Origin of the sequence: Corynebacterium sp. HMSC05D08, assembly GCF_001807215.1 — a bacterium.
Lineage (GTDB): Bacteria > Actinomycetota > Actinomycetes > Mycobacteriales > Mycobacteriaceae > Corynebacterium > Corynebacterium striatum.
The window spans coordinates 1-24,827 of record NZ_KV788310.1 but is presented as its reverse complement, the minus strand read 5'-3'; the positions used below and the strand labels follow the sequence as shown (position 1 = coordinate 24,827).

Here is a 24,827-nt window from a genome sequence, read left to right as displayed (position 1 = left end):
GGTGGTGCTACATCACGATGAGCAGCGGGCCGAAGGTCAGCACGAGGCCAACGAATGCAGCCAGCGTCATCGAAATGCCGTCCCGGTTGGTGCGCAGTACGTGTACGAGCGCCACCATGAGAGCAGTAACCGCAATGGCGAGGATTGCCACAACAGAGCGGGAGAAGCTATCCCACAGGATTTCAAAGCCCTTGAAGACGACCGCACCAAGAACGATGCCGATGAGTGCAAGGAGAAGTACGGAGAACGGGTTGAGCTTCTCGTCCTCTTCCTCGAAGTCCTCCTCGGTCTCGACAACGTCAGTCTGGTCCTTCTTGTCCAGCTCCTTCTCGCTTGCCTTTACCGAGACACTAGCTTCGGTTGCGCCATCGGTGGGCGGGGTCAGGGCGTCGTCAAGCTTGGCGTCAGATTCCTTCTCCGCAAGCTTGGCCTCAGCCTTGTCCCCCTTCACCGCGTCGCTCTTAGCGACGCCGCTCTTAGCGACGCCGCTCTTGTCAGCAACGGCCGGAGCGGACTGCTGAGGCGCGGACTTCTCTTCCACGCGCTTGATGACGCGAGTGTCCTCAGTGGAAGGCTGGAATGCACTCTCCGTCTTAGCGTCCTTGACCTTGTCGCTCTCCGGCGCTTCAGCCTTCTTGGAGTCTTCTTCCTGCTTCGGTGCAGGAATGACCGGTGCGGTCTCGTCGATGGAAACGCTGGAGTGCTTCGACTGGGCCGGGGTGGCCGTTACCTTCTCAAGGTTGCCGGTAAGTTCGGCAACGGACACGCCACCGTCTTCCAAGCTACGGCGGCGGCGACGACGGCGCGAGCCGCCCTCAGATTCAGCACCAGCGTGCTCCTTCGCATTACGTGCGAGGAGCTCCGCTACTGTCAACTGTTTTTCATCAGCCACGTCTAATTCCTATTCCAGTCCCTTATCGGTGCGTCGCAGAATCACGCCTTCACGGAGTGCCCACGGGCAGATCTCCAGCTTCTCAATGCCCAAGGCGCGCATGCTTGCCTCGGCCACCAATGCGCCTGCGACGATTTGATGCGATCGGTTAGAACTTACTCCTTCAAGGTCCGCTCTGTCTGCTGCAGTCATGCGGGAGATGAAGGAAATGAGCTGTCGCAGACCCGGTGCAGTCAGCGTACGCTTCACATACGGACCCGCCGAAGAAGGCGCAGCACCCGTCAATCGGGCCAGCGTACGGAAGGTTTTCGAGGTGCCCACCGCAAGGCCAGCTTCGCCCATGGCACGCATCTGCGAAGTCGCACTTACCAATTCAGCATCGATATAGTCACGGAGCATATTGACCTTAGCCTTTTCAGGCGGATCGGTATCAAACCAGTTGTGGGTCAAGCGGCCTGCCCCCAAGTCAAGGGAGAAGGCCAAGTCAGGGTGTTCATCGGCACCCGTGGACAGCTCCAGGGAGCCACCACCGATATCGAGGTTAGTGATTCGACCAGCCGACCAGCCATACCAACGGCGAACCGCGAGAAACGTCAGGCGCGCTTCTTCCTCACCAGAGAGGATTTCCAGGCGTACGCCGGTTTCCTTCTCCACCGCGTCGAGCACGTTCTCCGAGTTCGGGGCAGAGCGAACCGCCGAGGTAGCAAAAGCCATGAACTCATCACAGCCCAGCTTCCTTCCCAGCTCATTCGCTTCGCCGACGGCAGAAATCAGCTTCTTCAAGCCTTTTTCATGGATGTTGCCATCCTTGTCCAGCTGCTCCACAAGGCGCAGTGGGGTCTTCCAATCGCTCATCGGGCTCGGGCGTCCGCCCGTTGCGGCGTCTACCGCAACGAGATGAACAGTGTTGCTTCCGACGTCTAATACACCTAATCGCACACTCCTAGAGTAGTAGGTCTACCGTGGGTAGGTGTGAATCGCCCGAAATCTAAAGAGGTCTACCTCGGTTTTCCAGCCCCCTCCCCCGCCGCCGCATCCATCCTCGCGGGCCGCGAAGAGGCTCCTGATTTTCCGCGCGAATGGTTCGAATTCACCAACCCAGCGGACCCGCTCCACGTCTTCTCCATCGATCTGACGTGGGTGGAATCGCACTACACGTGCCAATTTGGGACCTCAGCCTGTCACGGCATCGACAAGCAGCAGCCCGACGTCGGGTGCTGCGTCCATGGCGCCTACATGGCCGACGATACCGATAGGGAGCAGCTATACGACGCCGTCGAGCGCATGCCCGCCAAGTATTGGCAGCTGCGCCCGGCGGGGGTAGATAAATACCTCGCCGAAGAAGATCCCACCGAATTAGAACCATGGCTGGTGTGGGACGAGCTCGATGGTGATGACGGCGAACCAGAACCCGCGCTCAAGACCCCCATCGTGGATGGCGCGTGCATCTTTGCCAACCGCACGGGCTGGGCCACCGGTGCCGGCTGCGCGCTCCACCAGTGGGCCATGGCGGAAGGCGAAGAGCTGACCGTGGTCAAACCGGAGGTGTGCTGGCAGCTGCCGCTGCGCCGCCACGAGGAATACGAGGAGCGCCCAGACGGCCAAGAAATCCTCCGCACCACCATTGGCGAGTATGACCGCCGCGGCTGGGGTGGCGGCGGCGAGGACTTCGACTGGTACTGCTCCACGGATGCAGCCTGCCACACCTCACCAGAGCCGATGTGGCGCTCTCAAAAGACCGAACTCATCGCTCTTATGGGCGAAGAATGCTACGCCATCTTGGCAGATCACTGCGCGGCCCGAGCGCAGGCCGCAGCGGCAGGCGTAAAACTCACCCGCCACCCAGCAAGCGTGAAAGCCGACGCTTACTAAAGCTCAAACTTGTAACCGAGCCCACGCACCGTAACTAGGTGCTGCGGGCGAGAGGGCTCAGCCTCAATCTTGGAGCGCAGGCGCTTGACGTGGACGTCGAGAGTCTTGGTGTCGCCAACGTAATCGGCACCCCAAATGCGATCGATGAGCTGCCCGCGGGTCAGCACGCGGCCCGCATTGCGCAGCAGGTACTCCAGCAGATCAAACTCTTTGAGCGGCATAGATACTTCCTCGCCGTCCACCATGACGATGTGACGCTCCACGTCCATACGCACGCGGCCGCCTTCCAGAATCTGCTCCTCGAGCCCTTCTTCTTGGGACTCAGCCGAAACGTCATGGCCGCGGCGCAAGACAGCGCGAATGCGCGCGATGAGTTCGCGGGAAGAATAAGGCTTGGTCACGTAGTCGTCAGCGCCCAGCTCGAGGCCAACGACCTTGTCGATCTCCGAGTCACGAGCCGTCACCATGATAACGGGAACCGAGGAGGTGGCACGCAGTTGCTTGCACACATCGGTGCCGGACATTCCCGGCAGCATGAGGTCCAAAAGCACAATGTCAACGGTGTTGTTGGCGAACTGCTCCAGGGCGGTGGGTCCGTCCGAGGCGAGGATTACGTCGAAGCCTTCCTTCCGGAGGAGGAACGCTAACGGGTCCGCCAGCGACTCTTCATCTTCAACGATGAGGATGTTGGTCATTGTGCTTTGTCCTTTCGACGTGCGGCTACGCGAGCGACGGCACGAGGAAGCCCAGGCGCAGCTGAGCCGATGGCACCATCTACTTCATTATCCTGATTCTCTACGTTATCCGCTGCAGTTTCGCCTTTATAAATAGGCAGCTCGATCGTGAAGGTCGAACCCGTGCCCGGCCGCGACCACAGCTTAATATTTCCGCCGTGGTTGGCCACCACGTGCTTGACGATGGCCAAACCTAAGCCCGTTCCGCCAGTCTGGCGGGAGCGGGCCTTATCCACGCGGAAGAAGCGCTCGAAGACTCGCTTTTGGTCCTCCGGGGCGATACCGATTCCGCGGTCAGTCACTCGTACGAGCACGATGTCGGTACCGACGATCTTGAGAGTCACCGACACCGGCATCTCATCCGGCGAGTAGTGGATGGCATTGGAGATGAGGTTGGAAATAGCGGTGATAAGCAGAGCCTTATCGCCTTTGACCTGCACTCCCACCGGCTTGCCGCGGGTAAGTTCAATCTGATGTGAATCGGCTGCCAGCTGGTTGCGAGAGATTGCCTCATCAACTAGTTCATCTAGATTCAGCGGCTCCATCTCCGGCAGCGCCTCTGCGCCTTGCAACTTAGATAGGGAAATAAGCTCGTTGACCATATCCGCCATGCGGCTGGCTTCATTTTGTAGTTTGCCACCGAAGTACTCCACGGTTTCAACGTCAGTCGGGTCATTGAGCAGAGCCTCCGCCAGCAATGCGATGCCGCCGACAGGGGTCTTGAGTTCATGGGAGACGTTGGCCACAAAGTCGCGACGTGCCGCCTCCATGCGCACGGACTCCGATTCGTCGGTGCCGTACACGATGACAAAGCGGTCGTCGTTAAGCGTCAGCGGTTTGACCACCGCCAACACCTGCGTGACGCGGTTTCCCGTGCGGCGCTTGGGGATGGAGAGGTCCAGCGAGCGAGTTTCCTTGTCCTCAAAGACCTCTTCAGCGACCTTCCAGATGTCAGGATTAACAGACCTGTCATGGACCAGCGACATCTCATGCGCAGAGGGATTAGAAAGAATGACTTCCTTTGCCCGGGAGAGCACGGTGATGCCGGTCGGTGCGCCTTGGATTGCGAGGTGCAGCACCTGGCTCACGGTGGTGACCTGGTTTGCATCGGCTTCGTTGGACTTGCGGTAACGCTCCCAGCGCCCGCGGAACCACGTGATCACCGGTAGGGCGAGGCCGCACACGACCACGCCGGCAAAGAAAGCTAAAACTAGTTCCACGAGTCCACTAAAAAGTTAAATATTCAAAACGCAACAATCCCCAGGGAGTATAAACCCCCTGGGAACTCTATGGAGTCTTAAAGGTACTTACTTGGCACCCTGTGCGGCAACAGCGGCTGCGCCCGCTGTGGCTGCTTCCGGATCCAAGTAGGTGCCGCCTGGGTTGACTACGCTGCCGTCTTCCGCAATCTCGTAGACCAGCGGAATACCGGTAGGAATGTTCAGACCAGCAATGTCATCGTCAGAGATGTTGTCGAGGTGCTTGACCAGTGCGCGCAGGGAGTTACCGTGGGCAGCGATGAGGACAACCTCGCCCTTCTTGGCGCGCGGAAGGATCTCTTCCTCGAAGTAAGGAACGAAGCGCTCGACGACGTCCTTCAGGCACTCGGTGCGTGGGACCTGGTCGAGGTCTGCGTAGCGCGGATCATTGGACTGGGAGTACTCGGAGGAGTCCTCGAGCTCTGGCGGCGGGGTGCCGTAGGAGCGGCGCCATGCCATGAACTGCTCATCGCCGTACTTCTCCTTGGTCTCAGCCTTGTTGAGCCCCTGCAGAGCGCCGTAGTGACGCTCGTTAAGACGCCAGTCGCGTACAACCGGAATCCAGTGGCGGTCAGCAGCACTAAGAGCGATGTTTGCGGTGCGGATAGCACGGCGCAGGAGGGAGGTGTAGAGAACATCTGGCAGGATGCCCTGCTCCTTGAGCAGCTCGCCGCCGTGCTTTGCCTCTGCCTCGCCCTTTGCGGTGAGGTCAACGTCTACCCAACCGGTGAACTGGTTGGATTCGTTCCACTGGGATTGTCCGTGTCGAAGAAGAATGAGCTTTCCGTTAGTCATGCCTACAAGCATGCCAGGTTTTCGGTACCCATGCCTGTGAGATTTCTTCCATTCGGACATTTTTCTTTATTTCTCCCAGCCCCGGCCACGGCCTTTTCAGAAGTGCTAAACCTTGCGGGGCTGTCAGCAGCTTGGAAGCTAGCCATCAATAGCCGGTAGCCCGGCGCGCATGGCAGTCTGGGACTTCGATGGCGAGAGCTTCCTCGTAGATGTCTTTGAGTACGCGGGCCGACTCGGCCCAGCTGAACTTCGCCGCATGCCCCACGGCGGCTTCGCCCATGCTGATGCGCAGCGGGTCGTCGTCAAGCAAGTGCTCCAAGGCATCCGCCCAGGCCTCCGGCGAGTGACCATCGACTAGCTCACCCGTCTCCCCATCCGCCACGGCGATGGGCAGGCCGCCAACGCGGGAGGCGATGACGGGGGTACCGGAGGCTTGTGCCTCCAGTGCTACCAGGCCAAAGGACTCGTTGTAGCTCGGTACCGCCACCAGATCGGCCGCGCGGTAAATGGAGACCAACTCCTCCGGCGGACGCGGGCTTAGAAAGCGCACGCGCTTGGAAAGCCCCAGCTTGTGCACCAGGTTCTGGTAGTACTCCGGCGTCGAGTTCGCACCCGATGGGCCGCCGCAGAACAGCACGCGGATATTGCGATAAGGATCGCGCTCGATGAGCTCGGCCGTGGCGCGGATGAGAACCTCCGGGCCCTTGAACTTCTGCAGGCGGCCCACGAAGGCCACGACCTTGGTGTGGATAGGAATGCCCAACTCACGGCGCGAGCGCTCGGTGTTGCGGTCGGTGCCAGGTGTAAACAGCTCGGTGTCGGCGCCCGGCGAGACCACCTTGATGCGAGAAGGCTCGGCGTCGTAATGTTCGACGAGATCGCGAGTCTCCTGCTCTGTGTTCACCACGAGGAGATCCGCGTTATCCACCAGCTGCTGCTCGCAGATGCGACGGGCTTCCGATTCCCGGATGTCATCGGCGGTGCGGTGCGCATTCTTCACAGCAGCCAGGGTGTGCGCAGTATGGACGAGCGGGACGCCCCACAGATCGCGCAGCAGCCAGCCCACTTGGCCGGAGAGCCAGTAGTGCGTGTGGATGAGGTCGTAATCAAGATTGAAGCACTTGACGAACTGCACGAGCCCACCCGCGAATGCTGCCAGCTGCGTGGGGAGGTCTTCCTTATCAAGACCCTCGTAAGGCCCCGCAACGATGTTGATGACGCGCAGGTGCTCCTCGACCTCGACGACCTCGCCTTGGCTGGGACGCGTGGCTCGCGTGAAAATGTCGACGTCGACGCCCTGCCGGGCAAGTTGGCGAGCAATGTTGATGACGTAGACGTTCATTCCACCTGCATCACCGGACCCCGGCTGCTCGATGGGCGAGGTGTGGAGTGAAATCATTGCGATGCGCATAGGTAAACAGTCTAGTCGTCCGGATTCGAGGCTATACTGGCCCATGCTAAAACTTACGCAACCGAAAGGTGCTGAACCCCATGTCGGCATTCGACACCAAGGAATGGCTCCAGTTCTACCCAGAATGGACCCCGCATAACCTTGACTACGGAGATACCACTCTCCTCGATATTTACGACAACAACCTGGCAATCAACCCTGACAAGCCAGCGACTTACTTCTTTGGCAAGACCCAGACCTTCGCGGAGATGGACAAGCAGGTCCGTCGCGCCGCCGCCGGTCTGCGCGCATTCGGCGTGCGCCCGGGTGACAAGGTGGCCATCGTGGCGCCGAACTGCCCGCAGTACGTAGTTGCTTTTTACGCCATCTTGAAGCTGGGTGCCATCGCGGTCCTCCACAACCCGCTCTACACTGCGCACGAGCTGGAAGGTCTGTTCAAGGATCACGGCGCCCGCATCGCTATTGCCTGGGACAAGACGGCTTCTACCCTGGAGAAGCTGCGCGGCACCACCAATCTGGAGACGGTCATCTCCGTCAACATGATTGATGCGATGCCTACCGCCCAGAAGCTGGCCCTCAAGTACCTGCCTTTCTTGAAGTCCAAGCGCGGGCAGCTATCGGCGCATGCCAAGAACACCGTCACCTGGGACAGCCTGGTGGGCAATGCCATCGGTGGCGACGGGCGCGACGTCGAGACTCCGGCGGACATCACCAAGAACACCATTGCCGTCATCATGTACACCTCCGGCACTACGGGGCAGCCGAAGGGCGCGCAGCTTTCACACGGCAACTTCTTCGCCGTCATTTTGCAGGGCAAGCACTGGGTTCCTGGCCTGGGCGACAAGCCGGAGCGCATGCTCTGCGCGCTGCCTTTCTTCCACGCTTATGGCCTGGTTATGAACGTGGTCCTGCAACCACTTATCGGCGGCGAGCTGGTCATCATTCCAAAGCCGGACATTGCGCTCATCATGGACTTGATGAAGAAGCACACTCCGACGTGGGTTCCAGGTGTGCCAACCCTCTACGAGCGCATCGTCGAGTCTGCTGAGGAACAGAACATCGACATCAAGGGCGTGCGTGCGGCATTCTCCGGCGCCTCGACCTTGCCGGTGGACACCGTAGAGAAGTGGGAAGAATACACCGGCGGCCTGCTGGTTGAGGGCTATGGCCTAACCGAGTGCTCCCCCATCATCGTGGGCAACCCGATGAGCACCGACCGCCGCCCGGGCTACGTGGGAATCCCATTCCCGGACACCGAGGTGCGCATTGCGAACCCGGACAACCTGGACGAGACCCAGCCGGACGGCGTCGAGGGCGAGGTCCTCGCCCGCGGCCACCAGGTGTTCAAGGGCTACCTCAACAACCCGGAGGCCACCGAAGCCGCCTTCCACAACGACTGGTTCCGCACCGGTGACATGGGCATCATGGAAGAAGACGGCTTCATCCGCCTGGTCTCCCGCATCAAGGAAATCATCATCACCGGCGGCTTCAACGTCTACCCAGGTGAAGTTGAGGAAGTACTGCGTAAGCACCCTGCCATTGACGACGTCGCCGTGGTCGGCCGCCCGCGCTCCGACGGTTCCGAGGACGTCGTGGCCTGCATCGACCTGGCCGACGGCGTGGCGCTCGACCCAGAAGGCTTGAAGGAATTCTGCCGCGAGCGGCTCACCCGCTACAAGGTGCCGCGCACCTTCTACCACTTTGAGTCCCTAGCGAAGGACCAGATGGGCAAGATTCGCCGCCGCGAAGTCCAGGCCAATCTGCTCGAGCGCTTGGAAAAGGAGAAGGCCGGCAAGTAGCCGCTGCCGCCTCCTCCGGCCGGGCCTTCGGCCGCACTTCCCGGCCCCGACCAGGACGATTTCCTGACCCAATTCCCGGCCCCTTCCAAAAGCTCCTTTTGCTCAGCCCCCATCACTGGGTAAAAGGAGCTTTTGGCCGTTTTCTGACGAGCTTCTACTCGACATACAACCATTTGAAAGGGAGCTTTTGCACGGGACCAAAAAGAGCAGTAACAGCCTGAAACGACTAATCCCTCAACCGCGTCATAACGCGGATCTGCAATAGGACCGGATAAACATGGCCAATTATCCCGATCATTAGGAGGACTACCGCTGCCAGCCAGCCGTCGGCGGTAACTACCCAAATCGCGCTTTCGCATTGCTACTATGTGCTTGTTCCAACCGATTCGCCAGAGAAAGGCGTTGAAGCAATCCACGCCCCAACGTCGGCTGGCAGCACGTGAAAGAGAGAAACGGCGCCACAACGAGGCCGGAAGATAGCGCTCCAGCGAGCCACCGACGAACAGCGCAAAGCCAAACCCTATGAGCGTTACCGTGACAACAAACCCCACGGAATCAGCACCAACCGCGCCCGCCACTACAACGAGACCGTAAATTCCCGCAGCCGTGAAAAGTAAAGCAACCACGGAACACTCACCGCTTCCCCGTCTCGGTTCCTGCAAGAACCATGAGTACAAATGTGAATTCTAGCGGCCCACAAACACGGTGAGCCAAGGAGAGACGGCAACTACCCCATCACAAAAATTTGGCAGGCAGAAGGGTTTAGTTCACAAAATGGATATACTGTCCGAAACAAAACTGTTTGCCACCCAAAGGAGTGACGTCATGTCGGATACCCAGCCATCTGCATACGAGTCCAAAGCCTGGCTTGCCAGCTACGCCGAGTGGACCGACCACTCCCTCGAGTACGGTGAACTCACGCTGCTTGATATCTACAATGAGAACTTGGAAAAGCGCGGCAATAGGCCAGCCACCTGGTTCTTTGGTAGGCAGCAGAACTACCACGAGCTCGACGCCCAAGTGCGTGCCGCTGCCGCCGGCCTCAAGGCCTTCGGTATCCGCCCGGGCGACCGCGTGGCCATGGCACTGCCCAACTGTCCGCAGCACATCGCGGCGTTCTACGCGGTGCTCAAGTTAGGTGCGACTGTGGTCGAGCACAATCCGCTCTACACCGCACACGAGCTGGAGGGACTGTTCCAAGACCACGCGGCCCGCGTAGCCATCGTGTGGGACAAGGTGACACCGACCTTCGAGCAGCTGCGTGAGACCACCCCGCTGGAGACCATCGTCTCCGTCAACATGACCGAAGCAATGCCGCGCCGCCAGCAACTCCTGTTGCGCATCCCAATTCCGCCGATTACGGAAAAGCGCGATCAGCTCACTGCCGCTGCCCCGAATACGGTTCCATGGAACGTGCTCACCGGCACCGCCATTGGCGGCAACGGCCACAAGCTCGAGGACGCTACGGTCAAACCCGACGACACCGCGATCATCTTGTACACCTCCGGTACCACCGGTAAACCAAAGGGCGCTGAGATTACCCACGCGAATGTGTGCGCCAACGTCAAGCAAGGCGTGGCCTGGGTTCCTAACTTCGGTGCTAAGCCCGAGCGCATGCTCGCCGCCTTGCCCATGTTCCACATCTACGGCCTGACTCTCCTCGCAGCCCTCGGCGTGTATGTAGGCGGCGAGTTGGTACTTACTCCTGCCCCCAAGATCCCGCTCATCATGGACATCATGAAAAAGCACCGCCCAACCTGGTTGCCTGGTGTTCCTACTTTGTACTCCAAGATCATCGAGACAGCAGAGGAAAAGGGCGCAGACATCACCGGCATCCACAACTCCCTGTCAGGTGCTGCGGCGCTTCCCCCAGAAACCGTGGAGAAGTGGGAGTCGCTCACTGGCGGTCTGCTGGTTGAGGGCTACGGCCTCACCGAGACCTCGCCGGTCCTCACAGGTAACCCGATGAACAATAACCGACGCCCAGGCTACATCGGCATTCCGTTCCCGGACACCGAAATCCGCATCGCCAACCCAGAAAATCTTGACGAAACCATGCCCGACGGCGAGGCTGGCGAGTTGCTAGCCCGCGGCCCGCAGGTGTTCAAGGGCTACTTCAAAAACCCCGAAGCTACGGAGAACACTTTCCACGACGGCTGGTTCCGAACTGGCGATATGGCTGTCATGGAATCAGACGGCTTTATCAAGATCGTCTCCCGCATCAAGGAAATGATCATCACCGGCGGCTTCAACGTCTACCCAGGCGAGGTTGAAGAAGTCATCGCCACGCACCCAGACGTGGAAAACGTCGCCGTCGTTGGCCTGCCGCGCGCGGACGGTTCCGAGGACGTCGTCGCCTGTGTCATTCTGCGCGAAGGCGCCGCGCTTGACCCCGAGGGAATGAAGGACTTCGCCCGCAAGAACCTCACTCGCTACAAGGTGCCGCGCACCTTCTACCACTTCGAGCACCTCGCCTCCGATCAGCTGGGCAAAATTCGCCGCCGCGAAGTCCAGGCAGACCTCATCGCCCTTCTCGAAAAGAATAAGGCGAAGAACTAAAGCATCCACACACTAACGTCGATTCGCTTTTTGGGCGAAAATTTCAGTTAATTCCCCGTTTGCACCTTTTGCGAACGGGGCTTTTTCTAGCTAAAACAAGGCGAATTCGCACCTTATAGTGACTTCCCCCCAGAAACTCACCAATATTAGCAAGTTTTTCAAGACTTAACACGTTAGTTAACTCACATCAGCAACTACACTGTGTTGCAACTAATACTTAGCCTCAGAAACTGAAAGGCATGATCATGGGAGCTTTTGACAACGCCGCTTGGCTTCAGCACTACGCCGAGTGGACCCCTCATTCCATCGACTATGGCGACACCACGTTGGTTGATATCTACACCAACAGCCTCGCGGTCAATGCCGCAAACCCTGCGACCTACTTCTTCGGCAAGACAATGACCTACGCGGATCTCGACGCCCAGGTTCGCGCCGCCGCCGCCAGTCTCAAGGCCTTCGGCATCCGCCCAGGCGACAACGTCGCCATCCTTCTACCCAACTGCCCGCAGCACCTCATCGCCTTCTACGCCATTACCCGCCTCGGTGCGACAGTCGTGGAACACAACCCGCTGTACACCGCCCACGAGCTCGAGTCCCTGTTCCAAGACCATGGCGCCCGCGTAACCATCGCCTGGGACAAAGCCGCCTGCACGCTCGAAAAGCTGCGTGACGTCACCAACCTCGAGACGGTCATCTCTGTGAACATGATCGACGAGATGCCACCCCTCCAGCGCCTCGCGCTTAAACTCCCGCTCCCACCGCTGAAGGCCAAGCGCGAGGCCTTGTCCGCCGACGCTCCAAACACCGTCCCGTGGTCCACCTTTATCAGCACCGCCATCGGTGGCGACGGCCGCCGCATGCAGTTCCCCGAGATATCGAAGGATGACATCGCTCTCATCCTCTACACCTCAGGAACTACCGGCAAGCCCAAGGGCGCCCAGCTCTCTCACGGCAACCTCGCCGCCAACGCCTTGCAGGTCGATGCCTGGGCCCCAGACCTCGGCCGCGGCCACGAGCGCTTCATGGCTGTGCTGCCCATGTTCCACTCTTATGGCTTCACCATGTCCATCATCTTAGGAATCCTGGCTGGTGCGGAAATCATCCTCCTTCCTTCACCGCAGCTCCCGCTCATCATGGACATCTTGAAGAAGCACACCCCCACTTGGTTCCCAGCCGTACCCACTATTTACGAAAAGGTGCTCGCTGCCGCCAAGGAAGAAGGCGTCGAGGTCAACGGCATCCGCTACGCCATCTCGGGCGCTGCCACCCTGCCCGTACACACTGTCTCCGAGTGGGAGACTGATACGGGCGGCACGTTAGTTGAAGGCTACGGTCTTACCGAAGCCTCGCCGGTCGTCACCTGCAATCCGCTGACCGACGCCCGCCGTGCCGGCCACATCGGACTCCCCTTCCCAGACACTGAGGTCCGCATCGCGAATCCAGATAACCTCGACGAGACTCAGCCGGACGGCGTCGAAGGCGAGCTTCTCGTCCGCGGCCCGCAGGTCTTCCCGGGCTACCTCCACAACGAAGAAGCCCCCGCCGCCACCTTCCACAACGGTTGGTTCCGCACTGGCGACATGGCCGTCATGGACGAGGAAGGCTTCATCCGCTTGATCTCCCGCATCAAGGAAATGATCATCACCGGCGGCTTCAACGTCTACCCGGCAGAAGTCGAGGCCATCATCAATCAGCACCCCGACGTGGTCAATGTCGCGGTTGTGGGACGCCCACGACACGACGGCTCCGAGGACGTCGTGGCTTGTGTCATCCTGCGCGAAGGCGCGGCGCTCGATCCGGAAGGCCTGAAGGACTTCTGCCGCGAGCGTCTCACCCGCTACAAGGTCCCGCGCACCTTCTACCACTTCGAGCACTTGGCCTCCGATCAACTGGGCAAGATCCGCCGCCGCGAGGTACAGGCTGATCTCATGGCGCTTCTGGAAGAGCCCGACCAACTCCGCCCGGACCACCACGGCGACTCCGCCACCGACACCAACGCCGACGCACATGCCGCAGCCAGCCCGGCAGATGCCAAGGCACCTCTCCCAGACTAGGCTGTCAGCAACTCTCTATTAGCCGCAGCCATCAGGCATAAACAGCGCACGAGTGGGATTGAACGCATCATAGAAGTCCTCCGCCAAGCCCACCAGCTGGCGTACCAAACCATCTACTTGGTACGCCAGCTGTTCGTTTGTATATCCGCAGTCCGTAGGAATCAGGGCGTAGCCGTTGAACACCAGATTCGAATCATCGGGCGCTGAGATAATCCGCGCCGAGACCTCACTCTGGGCTTCGTTTACGTCGATTGCCCATTGCAAAACGTTGGGCCAATAACAAGCACAGTGCGCAGCAGGCGCATAGGTCATCAACTCCACGTCCCCGCTTCCATCACGGGCATGCCCCACCCGGATCTGAAGCCCGTCAACAACAATCAGCACGTACCCCTGCGCCACCGAGCCGGTAACCGAAACCGACGTCGCACCAAAACTCATCGTTTGCGCTAAGTCAGCGATGCGCTGCAAGGACACCTCCGCAACGCCATAGCGTGTGCTCTCCTTCTTCCGCCGCGCCATCCGCAACCCCGTGCCGCGCGGCAGCGGCACCGTGCTCCCAGAGAACTTCCTATCCAAAGCATGAAAAGCTCGCACCATCTTTTTGGCATAGCCCGCGATAAGCAGATCCAACTGAGCATCCGTGGCATATTCCGCAAGGAGCGGCGGGCCACAGACCAGAACATGCGAATGGTTCGGCGAGTTACCGCATTGAAACGCGCTAACCACGCCCGGCACCTCTCCCCCATTTAGGTCATTGATGCGCATGACTAGGGGCGCTTGGTCTGGATCGTGAAACGCATCCCCGCCCCAATAACCCAATGGCGTGAGTGCGCCACGCTGGATCTCTAGGTCGAATCTCAATAGACCGCCAGGGATGCGAAGTGATTTCTCCCCGTCTTTAGAAGTTTCAATTCTCCCACCCAGACGTTGGATGGCTTTGAGTAGGCGTCGCTGAGAAATGCGCGGAATCCGCGCAACAGTTGCGTGAGTCATTATTCCCCCGAGAGTTTTATACGTTTGATTACGCGTGCCGCACCTACTTACAGCTTCCCCTTCCCCCGAAGAGCGCTGACGCAAAATAGCTGCGGTGAGGCCAGCATACAAAAGCCTCCGGACATACGCAGCACGAGTTCCTAAGGGCAGCGTCACACGATCGTCACCCCGCTCAAACGTGAGAAAAACCTCACATTAAGACGCGTCAGACACATACCTACGCCAAAGTAGGTTACGGTGGCGTAATCACTTTTAGTTGCTTCACACTAACTAAGTGCATTTCAAACGTCACCAGACTTTAAGAGGGAAAATGTCTTTGACTCCATTGCATTCCATGCCTAATCCAGCCGTCATTTTCGCAGGACAAGGCTCCAATTGGCAGGCCACGCTTAACGACGCCGCGCAGGCCCCCGCCACCGCACAGAACCTGCGGGAGGTGCTCGCCGAGGCCCGCCGCATCACCGGCCCTGCCGCACGAGCCATCGCCTCGAGCTGCCCAGGCGCCATCGAGCGCCTCGAGCAACTGCTCGAAGGGGATGCTGCTACTGTGACTGGCACTGCTGCTGCCACTGCCGCCGCGCTCGACGCCTCCCCGGCCGTATCCATCCCCGGCATCGTGCTCAGCCAAATCGCCACCATCGAACAGCTGCGCAACCTCGGAGTCATCATCAACGAGACCGCCGGACACTCCCAGGGATCCTTGGGCGAAATGGCCGTCGACAAGCCTGCGGAAGCCCTCGCCCTCGCCCTGCTGATGGGCACCGCCGCCAACGCCGGAGGCGGTTCCGATACCCGTTCCCAGATGGTTTCCATCCGTGGCCTTTCCCGTGAATTGATCACGGAGAACCTGCGCGGCAACACGGTAATCGCCGTGGTCAACGCCCGCCAGCACTTTGTGCTCTCCGGCTCCCCGGAGGACCTCGCCGCAACCCGCGCAGCGCTCGACTCCGCAGTACAGGCCTTCAACGATTCCCTCGAAGAGCGCACCATCGGCGGCGACCCCCTTGAGCCGCAATACACCGAGCTGCCCGTGGCTCTTCCTTTCCACAACGCCATTCTCGCGCCCGCTGCCGAGCGCACCGTCGAACTGGCCACCGCCTGTGGCCTCGACGCTGAAAACGCTCGCGAGCAGGCAGAATCTATCCTGGTCAACGAGCACAACTGGCCGCAGGTCCTGGCTAAGCTGAAGTCTCGTCACTTCATCGTGCTGGATCGCTCGCTGGCCAACATCACTAAGCGCGTCGTCGAAGGCAGTGGCATCGTCGTGGTGTCTGCGGGCAGCCCGCAGGATCTCGATGCTCTAGCAATCCCCGGAAATTCCCTCCCCACGTCCGTGGACTACTCCGAATTCGCGCCGCGCGTTGTCGAGCTGCCGGGCGGCCGCGCGTTTACCCAGACCCGCTTCTCTGATCTCACCGGCCTGTCGCCCATCATGCTGGGTGGCATGACGCCGACCTCAGCTGATGGCGAGATCGTGGCCGCGGCAGCCAACGCCGGGCACTGGACCGAGATGGCCGGCGGCGGCATGTACTCCGACGAGGTCTTCCGTGCTCACCTCGCCGTGATGGAAAAGCACCTGGAGCCAGGCCGCACTGCGCAGTTCAACACCATGTTCTTCGACCGCTACCTGTGGAACCTGCAGTTCGGCCAGGCTCGCATCGTGCCGAAGGCTCGCGCCGCTGGTGCTTCCTTCAACGGCGTGTGCATCTCCGCGGGTATCCCGGAGGTAGACGAGGCCGGCGAGCTCCTCGCCCAGCTTCATGCCGATGGCTTCCCTTACATCTCTTTCAAGCCGGGCACTGCGAAGCAGATTCGCGACGTCCTCAAGATCGCTGCCGCCTACCCGGATGACCAGATCATCATGCAGGTCGAGGACGGCCACGCAGGCGGTCACCACTCGTGGGTCAACCTCGATGACATGCTGCTCGAAACCTACGCCGAGGTCCGCGCGCACCGCAACGTCGTCCTCGCCGTCGGAGGCGGCATCTACTCCCCGGAGCGCGCGGCGGACTACCTCACCGGCGAGTGGTCACAGGCTTATAACCTGCACGCCATGCCTGTCGACGCCGTGTTCATCGGCACCGTCGCCATGGCCACCAAGGAGGCTAAGGCCACCGACTCCGTCAAGGACCTGTTGGTGAAAACCTCCGGTATTTCACCAACCGAAAATGATGGTTGGGTCGGCCGCGGTGCCGGTACCAACGGCGTGGCCTCCTCCCAGTCGCACTTGTTGGCAGACATCCACGACCTGGACAACTCTTTTGCGGCTGCCTCCCGTCTCATCACTTCTTTGAGCATCGAGGACTACTCCGCCCACCGCGAAGAAATCATCACCGCGCTGAACAAGACGTCGAAGCCTTACTTCGGCGACGTCGAGAAAATGACCTACGCGGAATGGCTCGAGCGCTTCGTCGAACTGGCTCACCCGTTCGTGGACCCCACGTGGGATGACCGCTTCTTCGACCTCCTTCACCGCATCGAGGCGCGTCTCAACAGCGCCGACCACGGCGAGATCGATACCCTCTTTAACTCCATCGACGAGGTCCACGACGCTCCGGCCGCGGCGGCGCGTTTGCTGGCGGCCTACCCGGAGGCGACGTCGACAAGCGTGTCCCCGCGCGACGCCGCATGGTGGATTTCCCTGCACTACAAGCACGTCAAGCCGATGCCGTGGGTGCCCGCCATCGATGGCGACCTCAAGGTCTGGTTCGGCAAAGACACCCTGTGGCAGGCACAGGACGAGCGCTACACCGCGGACCAGGTGCGCATCATCCCGGGCCCAGTGGCCGTCGCTGGCATCACCAAGAAGAACGAGCCGGTAGCCGAGCTGCTTGCCCGCTTCGAACAGGCCACCACGGACTCCCTGCTGGCCGCGGGCCAGACCCCGCAGCAGGTATTCTCTCGCCTGCAGGCCGCACAGGACGAGGCCGCCTTCATCAAGGCCGCACCGACCTTGGTCTGGCATGGCCACCTCATGGCCAACCCGGCCTATGAGATGGACGATAACGCCTACAGCCTGCGCCAAGACGCGGACGGCAACTGGGAGATCGTCATCACCGCCGATTCTTATTGGGACCACCTGCCGGAGGACCAGCGCCCGTTCTACGTCCGCGAGGTCACCGTTCCTGTCGACCTTCCCGAGGGCGTTGCTACCGGCGGCTCCCCGGTGGTCTCGGAGGAGCGCCTCCCGGCCTCCGTCTTCACTCTGCTTGAGGGCCTGGCCGGCGTGGGTTCCATGTCTGAGCAGGGCGACGAGATCACGCAGATGCCGCGCATTGAAGAAGGTTCAATCAGCGAGGACGCACCTTATGGCGTGGCCCACTACTCCTTCCACCTGCCGGCCTCCTTGCTGGAGGCGCACACCGCAGTCACCGGTGCCGCGCTTCCTGCCAGCGAGGACGCCACCGTGGGCACCCCGGACGTCCTCGTCGGCCCCTGCTGGCCGGCCATCTACACCGCGCTAGGTTCGGGCCTTTTGGAGGACGGCTACCCCGTCATCGAGGGCCTGCTCAATGCTGTGCACTTGGACCACGTCGTGGACGTCCGCGTTCCGCTTGCGACTCTCGCCGACGGCCGCCGCATCGACGTCATCTCCAAGTGCACCGCCATCGACGAGTCCGTCTCCGGGCGCATCGTCACCGTAGAGCTAGAGCTCAAAGACCACAGCACCGAAGAGATCGTCGCAACCCAAATGCAGCGCTTTGCCATCCGCGGCCGCGCCACCGGCACCGCGATGCCGAAGCCTGCGCCTGAGTGGGGCGGCGGCAAGTCGGCCTCCAAGGTCGAGTCCACGCCGCGCTCCTTCGTGGATCGTGCCACCGTCACCGCGCCGCACGACATGACCCCATTCGCGCTGGTCTCCGGTGACTACAACCCCATTCACACCTCCTACAACGCCGCACAGTTGGTGAACCTCCAGGCACCGCTGGTCCACGGCATGTGGCTCTCGGCCACTGCGCAACACCTGGCCGCGCGGCACGGCCAGGTCGTGGGCTGGACCTACTCCATGTACGGCATGGTTCAGTTGCACGATGTCATTGACATCGTCGTCGAGCGCGTGGGCCGCAAGGGTATCCACGTGGCCCTCGAAGTCACGTGCCGCATAGGCGGCGAGGTCGTTTCCCGGGGCCAGGCACTGCTTGCGCAGCCGCGCACCGCTTATGTCTACCCAGGCCAGGGCATCCAGACCGAGGGCATGGGCAAGGGCGACCGCGACGCTTCCCCAGCCGCACGCGAGGTCTGGCGCCGCGCCGACCAGCACACCCGCGAAGCACTGGGCTTTAGCATCCGTCACATCATCGACGGCAATCCCACGTCCCTGCGCGTCGGCGAGCAGACCTTCGTGCACCCACAGGGTGTTTTGCACCTGACCCAATTCACCCAGGTCGCCCTGGCAGTCGTGGCGTACGCACAGACCGAGCGCCTGCGTGAGAACAACGCCATCGGATCCAACTCGATGTACGCCGGCCACTCCCTCGGCGAGTACACTGCTTTGGCATCGCTGGCTAACATCTTTGACCTTGAAGCGGTCATCGACATCGTCTACTCCCGCGGCTCCGCGATGGGCAGCCTCGTTCCACGCGACGCGGAGGGCAACTCCGAGTACGCCATGGCCGCGCTGCGTCCGAACATGATCGGCGTGAGCGGCGATGAGGTGGACGCCTACGTCGCCTCCATTGCGGAAGAAACCGGCGAGTTCCTAGAAATCGTCAACTACAACATCCGCGGTCAGCAGTACTCCGTGGCTGGCACCAAGGCCGGCCTGCGCGAGCTGGTCCGCCGCGCCAACGCTGTCAAGGAACGCGCAGCCGTGATGGTTCCGGGCATCGACGTCCCGTTCCACTCCCGCGTGCTGCGCGATGGCGTGGCCGCGTTTGCGGAGAAGCTCGACGAGCTCCTCCCGGCTGAGCTTGACCTCGACGCGCTGGTCGGCCGCTACGTGCCGAACCTCGTGGCAGTGCCGTTCGAGCTGACCCAAGAATTCGTCGACACCGTGGCCCCGATGGCTCCTTCTGGCAAGCTCGACGGCCTCGACGCCTCCTCGCTTGAGCCGCAGGCACTCGCCCGCCTGCTCCTCATCGAGCTGCTGTCCTGGCAGTTCGCCTCCCCGGTGCGCTGGATTGAGACCCAGGAACTGCTCTTCGACGAGGTCGATCAATTAATCGAGGTCGGCCTTGCCGCCTCCCCAACCCTGACCAACTTGGCCAAGCGCTCCCTGGCCGTGGCAGGCCGCGACCTGCCCGTATTCAACGTCGAGCGTGACCAAGACCAGGTCATGCTCCAGGACGTCCAGGCAGCACCAGAGCCCGAGACCGCCCCCGAGACAGAGGAACCGGCTGTCGAGGCCGCGTCGGTCCCAGCTGCTCCAGCCACCCCGGCTGCTGAATCCGCGCCAGCCCCGGCCGAGTCCGCTCCCGCAGTTCCTGCCCCGGCCGCGACTTCCGCAGGTGCCGCCCCCGAGCTCACCTTCCGCGCGGCCGAGGCCATCATGGTGCTCTTCGCGTTCCAGAACAAGATCCGCATCGACCAGATCAACGACTCCGAAAACATCGAGGAGCTCACCAACGGCGTTTCCTCGCGCCGCAACCAGCTCCTGATGGACATGTCCGCTGAGATCGGCGTGCCTGCAATCGACGGCGCCGCAGACGCCGACGTCGCCTCGCTGCGCGAAAAGGTCAACGCCGCCGCCCCTGGCTACGCACCTTTCGGCAGCGTCCTCGGCGAAGCCGTCACCGCACGCCTGCGCCAGCTACTCGGCGCTGCGGGCCTCAAGCCCACCGCGGTGGCCGAGTACGTCACCGGCACCTGGGGCCTGCCCGAGTCTTGGGTCGCCCACGTCGAGGCTGAAATCCTGCTCGGCTCCCGCGACGAGGATTCTGTCCGCGGCGGCAGCCTGAACACGGTTCCGTCCAGCGCCACCAGCAAGTCCGCGGCGCACGAGCTTATCGACGCCGCCGTCCAAGGCGTCGCCAATGCGCACGGCGCCAGTGTCTCCAAGGGCGCTGCCGCAGGTGGAGCCTCCGGCGGGGTCGTGGATTCCGCTGCCCTCGAGGCCTACGCCGAGACCGTGACCGGTGTAAACGGCGTGCTCGCCACCGTGGCCCGCCAGGTCCTCACCCAGCTCGGCCACGTCGCCGAGCCTGCCGAGGCCACCGCCCCAGACACCGAGGTCATCGAGACCGTCGAAGCCGAGCTCGGTTCCGGCTGGCTCAAGTCCGTCACCCCTTCTTTCGACGCGGCACACGCCGTGCTTTTCGACGACGCCTGGGCCACCGCCCGCGAGCGCCTCGCCCGCGTAGCACTTGGCGAGATCGCGGCCGACGACGAGCGCGCGCAGCCTGCCGCTTTCCAGGGCGCCGGCGCCACCGTGGCTGAACAGGCCCGTTGGTGGGCACGCTCGGGCAACACCGCCGTCGAGAATGCCCACTTCGAGCAGATAGCCGCAGCCGCCGAGTCCACCGCACACGGCGCTTACGCCGGTGACGTCGCCCTCGTCACCGGTGCCGCTCCTGGTTCCATCGCCACCGCACTTGTCGAGCGCCTCCTCGCAGACGGTGCAACCGTCATCATGACGGCATCGCGAGTGACCCAGTCCCGTAAGGAATTCGCCCGCCGCCTCTACGCCGAGCACGGCCGTCAGGGATCTGCCCTGTGGTTGGTTCCGGCCAACCTCACCAGCTTCCGCGACGTGGACTCCCTGGTGGAGTGGATCGGCTCCGAGCAGCGCGAATCCGTGGGCAACGAGGTGAAGATTCTCAAGCCAGCGCTCACCCCAACCTTGGCATTCCCATTCGCGGCACCGTCTGTTTCCGGCTCGCTTGCAGACGCCGGCTCCTCCACGGAGACCCAGGCTCGCCTGCTGCTGTGGTCGGTCGAGCGCCTCATCGGCGGTCTCTCTGACCTCGCGGTTAAGGCCCCGAGTCCCACCCGGTGCCACGTGGTCCTGCCGGGCTCGCCCAACCGCGGCACCTTCGGCGGCGACGGTGCTTATGGCGAAGTCAAAGCCGCGCTCGACGCCATCCTGGCCAAGTGGAACGTCGAAGCTGGTTGGCCTGCCGGCGTCACCCTTGCGCAAGCCAAGATCGGCTGGGTCGCAGGCACTCACCTCATGGGCGGCAACGATGTCCTCGTTCCAGCCGCGCAGAAGGCCGGCATCCACGTGTGGTCGCCGGAGGAAATCTCCTCTGAGTTGCTAGACCTAGCTTCCGCCGAGTCCCGCGCCCGCGCCACCGAACGCCCGATCGAGGCAGACCTCACCGGCGGTCTCGAAGGATTCTCGCTGACTTCTCTAGAGGTCGAGAAGCCTGCTGCACAGTCCGCTACAGAAAGTGCCGCCAAGGACACCACCGCCCGCATCAAGGCACTGCCTTCCCCGGTGCGCCCGGTGCAGCCGCAGCTGGCTGAGGAACTTGGCGACATCACCACCGATCTCGACGACATGGTGGTCATCGCCGGTATCGGCGAGGTAAGCTCCTGGGGTTCCGGCCGCACCCGCTTCGAGGCCGAGTACGGTCTGCAGCGCGACGGCTCCGCCGAGTTGACCGCCGCCGGTGTCATCGAGCTCGCGTGGATGACCGGCCTCATCGCATGGCACGAGGAGCCCACGCCGGGCTGGTTCATCGGTGAGACTGACGAACAGATTGCGGAAGAGGACATCTACGAGCGTTTCCACGACGAGGTCGTGGCCCGCGCCGGCATCCGCGAGCTCACCGATAAGTACCACCTGGTTGACCGCGGCTCCATCGACCTGACCACAGTGTTCTTGGACCGCGACATCACCTTCACCGTCGATTCCGAGGCCACCGCCCGCGACATCGCCGAGGCCGACCCAGAGTTCACCAGCATCCGCGAGGCTGACGGCGAATGGGAGGTCACCCGCCGCAAGGGCGCCACCGCAAAGGTACCGCGCAAGGCCACGCTCACCCGCACCGTGGCCGCGCAGATGCCAGACAACTTCGACGCCGCCCGCTGGGGCATCCCGGACCACATGCTCGACGCACTCGACCGCATGGCGGTCTGGAACCTGGTCACGGCCGTCGACGCCTTCATCCAGGCCGGCTTCTCCCCTGCTGAGCTGCTGCAGTCGATCCACCCAGGCCAGGTTGCCACCACGCAGGGCACCGGCATCGGCGGCATGGAGTCCCTGCACAAGGTCTTCGTCTCCCGCTTCCTCGGCGAGGAGCGCCCATCCGACATCCTGCAGGAAGCACTGCCGAACATCATCGCGGCGCACACCATGCAGTCCTTGGTCGGCGGATACGGCTCGATGATCCACCCCATCGGCGCCTGCGCCACGGCCGCGGTGTCCATCGAGGAGGGCGTCGACAAGATTGCACTGGGCAAGGCCGACGTCGTGGTCGCCGGTGGCATCGACGACGTTCAGGTCGAGTCGCTGCAGGGCTTTGGCGACATGAACGCCACCGCGCAGACCGCAGCGATGACTGCGAAGGGCATCGACGAGCGCTTCATCTCCCGCGCCAACGACCGCCGCCGCGGCGGCTTCCTCGAGGGCGAGGGTGGCGGCACCGTCCTGCTTGTGCGCGGTAGTCTCGCGCAAGAGCTGGGCCTTCCGGTACTCGCCGTGGTCGCCCACGCCGCTTCCTACGGCGACGGCGCCCACACCTCCATTCCAGCTCCGGGCCTCGGCGCCTTGGGCGCCGGTCGTGGTCGCGAGAACTCTCGTCTCGCACGCTCGCTGCGCGGGCTGGGCCTGACGCCAAACGACGTCTCGGTCCTGTCTAAGCACGACACTTCCACCAACGCCAACGACCCGAACGAGTCCGAGCTGCACTCCATCTTGTGGCCAGCTATCGGCCGCGACGCGGATCAGCCGATGTTCGTCATCTCGCAAAAGACGCTCACCGGCCACTCCAAGGCGGGTGCCGCGCTCTTCCAGACCGGCGGTATCATCGACGTCTTCCGCACCGGGCGCATCCCCGCCAACGTCTCGCTGGACTGCGTTGATCCGCTCATCGCACCGAAGGCGAAGAACCTGGTGTGGCTGCGTTCGCCGCTGGATCTGGCAGCCTCGGGCCGCAGCGTGAAAGCCGCGGCGCTCACCTCGCTCGGCTTCGGACACGTCGGCGCGCTCATCGTGTACGCCCATCCGGGCGTGTTTGAGGAGGCCGTCGCCAAGCAGCGCGGCACTGACGCTGCAGCTGCTTGGCGCGAGCGTGCCGAGCAGCGCCTCGCCGCGGGTCATGCCCGCTTCGAGGCCGGCATGCTGGGCCGCGCGCCGCTCTTTGAGATCATCGACGGCCGCCGCCTGCCGCACGCCGACGCCAAGGTGATGATTGACGGCTACGGCCTCGTCGACGCCGACAAGGCCGCGGAAATCTCCATGCTCCTCGACGCCGACGCGCGCCTAGGCAGCAACGGTGAATTCCCGGGTGCGTAACCTCTAGCAATTAGGGCCAGTTCGTACTTGAACTGGCCCTTTACTTTTGACCAAGCATCGTTTCGCTCTATGTCGCGACGATGTTTGCTCACCAACGCTTTTCAATTAAATGTTCCATCACACGCTTTCAAACATCCGCCGAAAAATATTGACAAGCATGATTACGGAATCAGCGATTATGCCAGCTTCACGGCGCGATGAGTTCGGTGCGTGTTTTATTGAATGAGCTAACGAAACTGCATTACGAACAAAACTACGCAGTTCACTATTCGCTGGTCCTGGAAGTTCTACTTCAACAACTCGTGCCAGCCGATTTTTTGAGTTTCCCTCATTAAATTTATCCGCATCATCACCATTCCGTAAGTGACGAGTTTCGTCAAAGGCTACGCGGTTCAATTCATGTTGGCGGACATGAATAACTGACCAGTGGCGGACACGGGATTTAGGGGGTTGGGGGTTTTTATTGGGGGTAGGAAAATAAGGGGTCTTCATCCGATGTTCGATAGAAGAGTCTAACCGGACTCATCTAGCGAAAAGCGCGGTCGGACCTGACTCCGTCTCTAATCAGCAGCAATTGTCTTCTAGAAGAAGTAGGGGTGAAGTTGAGGTGTCAGGTCTGTGGCCCCGCCGGCGCCGATGGTGACTCCAACACCGGGTTCCTCGTGCCTATCGAAGGCAACCACAGCACGCGGCCGCGCCGTCGGCACGTTCCGTGAAATCACATGTGCCAAGCTTCACGGACCTCATGCCACAGGTGCGCCCGACACCGAACAACACGGCTCCCATCGGTCGGCTGATGCACCACGTCATCGTCGTTCGAACTCGAGGAGCATCCCAGCGCTAGATCGACGTCACAACAGGGCTCTGAACCAGAGGGGATAAGTTCGCTTACCATACTCCAACAGGACGAGTCAATCATTCGAACACGCCCTGCCCCCGTGGTGTCCGCCACTGGTCAGTTTCTCATGTCCGCTAACAATTCATCGAGAATGCGAACCCCCCGATTACCGACATCACTGAAGTCACTTTGAAGCGTCCTGGGTTTAGTTCCGCTTCTTTTAC

Annotated in this window: 13 protein-coding genes; 5 read left to right on the top strand and 8 right to left on the bottom strand. The window is 61.7% G+C overall.

What is annotated here, in order from left to right; genetic code table 11:
• Positions 1-7: 7 nt before the first annotated feature.
• Both HMPREF3148_RS03070 and HMPREF3148_RS03065 read right to left on the bottom strand, forming a co-directional pair.
• Positions 8-892 carry a hypothetical protein gene (locus HMPREF3148_RS03070; protein ID WP_070508664.1) on the bottom strand — a complete coding sequence of 295 codons (885 nt, stop codon included), beginning with the start codon at positions 890-892 and terminating at the stop codon, positions 8-10.
• Positions 893-901: 9 nt separating this feature from the next.
• Positions 902-1,831: a Ppx/GppA family phosphatase gene (locus HMPREF3148_RS03065; RefSeq protein WP_083287695.1), complete on the bottom strand. Its 930-nt coding sequence runs from the start codon at positions 1,829-1,831 to the stop codon at positions 902-904.
• Between the two features lie 33 nt (positions 1,832-1,864).
• Between HMPREF3148_RS03065 and HMPREF3148_RS03060 the strand changes: the two genes are divergently transcribed.
• Complete coding sequence (locus HMPREF3148_RS03060) at positions 1,865-2,764, top strand: DUF3109 family protein (RefSeq protein ID WP_070508659.1); 900 nt, start codon at positions 1,865-1,867, stop codon at positions 2,762-2,764.
• On the opposite strand, the gene HMPREF3148_RS03055 is transcribed toward HMPREF3148_RS03060, so the two are convergent.
• The 4 genes from HMPREF3148_RS03055 to mshA all read right to left on the bottom strand — a co-directional run bounded on the left by HMPREF3148_RS03055 (position 2,761) and on the right by mshA (position 6,963).
• A complete protein-coding gene (locus HMPREF3148_RS03055) occupies positions 2,761-3,459 on the bottom strand; it encodes a response regulator transcription factor (RefSeq protein ID WP_049063219.1) in 699 nt (232 codons plus the stop codon). The genes HMPREF3148_RS03060 and HMPREF3148_RS03055 overlap by 4 nt on opposite strands.
• Entirely contained in the window at positions 3,456-4,718 is a 1,263-nt protein-coding gene (locus HMPREF3148_RS03050; RefSeq protein WP_070508657.1) for a sensor histidine kinase, read from the bottom strand. Before HMPREF3148_RS03050 ends, HMPREF3148_RS03055 begins: the two co-directional genes overlap by 4 nt.
• Before the next feature lie 87 nt (positions 4,719-4,805).
• Positions 4,806-5,552: a phosphoglyceromutase gene (locus tag HMPREF3148_RS03045; RefSeq protein WP_070508697.1), complete on the bottom strand. Its 747-nt coding sequence runs from the start codon at positions 5,550-5,552 to the stop codon at positions 4,806-4,808.
• 145 nt (positions 5,553-5,697) lie between these two features.
• Positions 5,698-6,963, bottom strand: a complete 1,266-nt coding sequence (gene mshA, locus HMPREF3148_RS03040; protein ID WP_070508655.1) for a D-inositol-3-phosphate glycosyltransferase — start codon at positions 6,961-6,963, stop codon at positions 5,698-5,700.
• An 80-nt stretch (positions 6,964-7,043) separates the two neighbouring features.
• On the opposite strand from mshA, the gene HMPREF3148_RS03035 reads away from it, so the two are divergent.
• The 3 genes from HMPREF3148_RS03035 to HMPREF3148_RS03025 all read left to right on the top strand — a co-directional run bounded on the left by HMPREF3148_RS03035 (position 7,044) and on the right by HMPREF3148_RS03025 (position 13,375).
• Positions 7,044-8,762: a long-chain-fatty-acid--CoA ligase gene (locus tag HMPREF3148_RS03035; RefSeq protein ID WP_070508650.1), complete on the top strand. Its 1,719-nt coding sequence runs from the start codon at positions 7,044-7,046 to the stop codon at positions 8,760-8,762.
• 825 nt (positions 8,763-9,587) lie between these two features.
• Positions 9,588-11,321, top strand: a complete 1,734-nt coding sequence (locus HMPREF3148_RS03030) for a long-chain-fatty-acid--CoA ligase (RefSeq protein WP_070508647.1) — start codon at positions 9,588-9,590, stop codon at positions 11,319-11,321.
• A 245-nt stretch (positions 11,322-11,566) separates the two neighbouring features.
• A complete protein-coding gene (locus tag HMPREF3148_RS03025) occupies positions 11,567-13,375 on the top strand; it encodes a long-chain-fatty-acid--CoA ligase (RefSeq protein WP_246818799.1) in 1,809 nt (602 codons plus the stop codon).
• 18 nt (positions 13,376-13,393) lie between these two features.
• Here the strand turns inward: HMPREF3148_RS03025 and HMPREF3148_RS03020 are convergent, their stop codons facing one another.
• Positions 13,394-14,368 (bottom strand): hypothetical protein, encoded by a 975-nt coding sequence (locus tag HMPREF3148_RS03020; protein WP_005527578.1) that lies wholly within the window; start codon positions 14,366-14,368, stop codon positions 13,394-13,396.
• Between the two features lie 310 nt (positions 14,369-14,678).
• On the opposite strand from HMPREF3148_RS03020, the gene HMPREF3148_RS03015 reads away from it, so the two are divergent.
• Positions 14,679-23,765: a type I polyketide synthase gene (locus HMPREF3148_RS03015; RefSeq protein ID WP_070508642.1), complete on the top strand. Its 9,087-nt coding sequence runs from the start codon at positions 14,679-14,681 to the stop codon at positions 23,763-23,765.
• A gap of 117 nt (positions 23,766-23,882) precedes the next feature.
• On the opposite strand, the gene HMPREF3148_RS13475 is transcribed toward HMPREF3148_RS03015, so the two are convergent.
• Positions 23,883-24,257: a hypothetical protein gene (locus tag HMPREF3148_RS13475; protein WP_129721073.1), complete on the bottom strand. Its 375-nt coding sequence runs from the start codon at positions 24,255-24,257 to the stop codon at positions 23,883-23,885.
• Between the last annotated feature and the right edge of the window lie 570 nt (positions 24,258-24,827).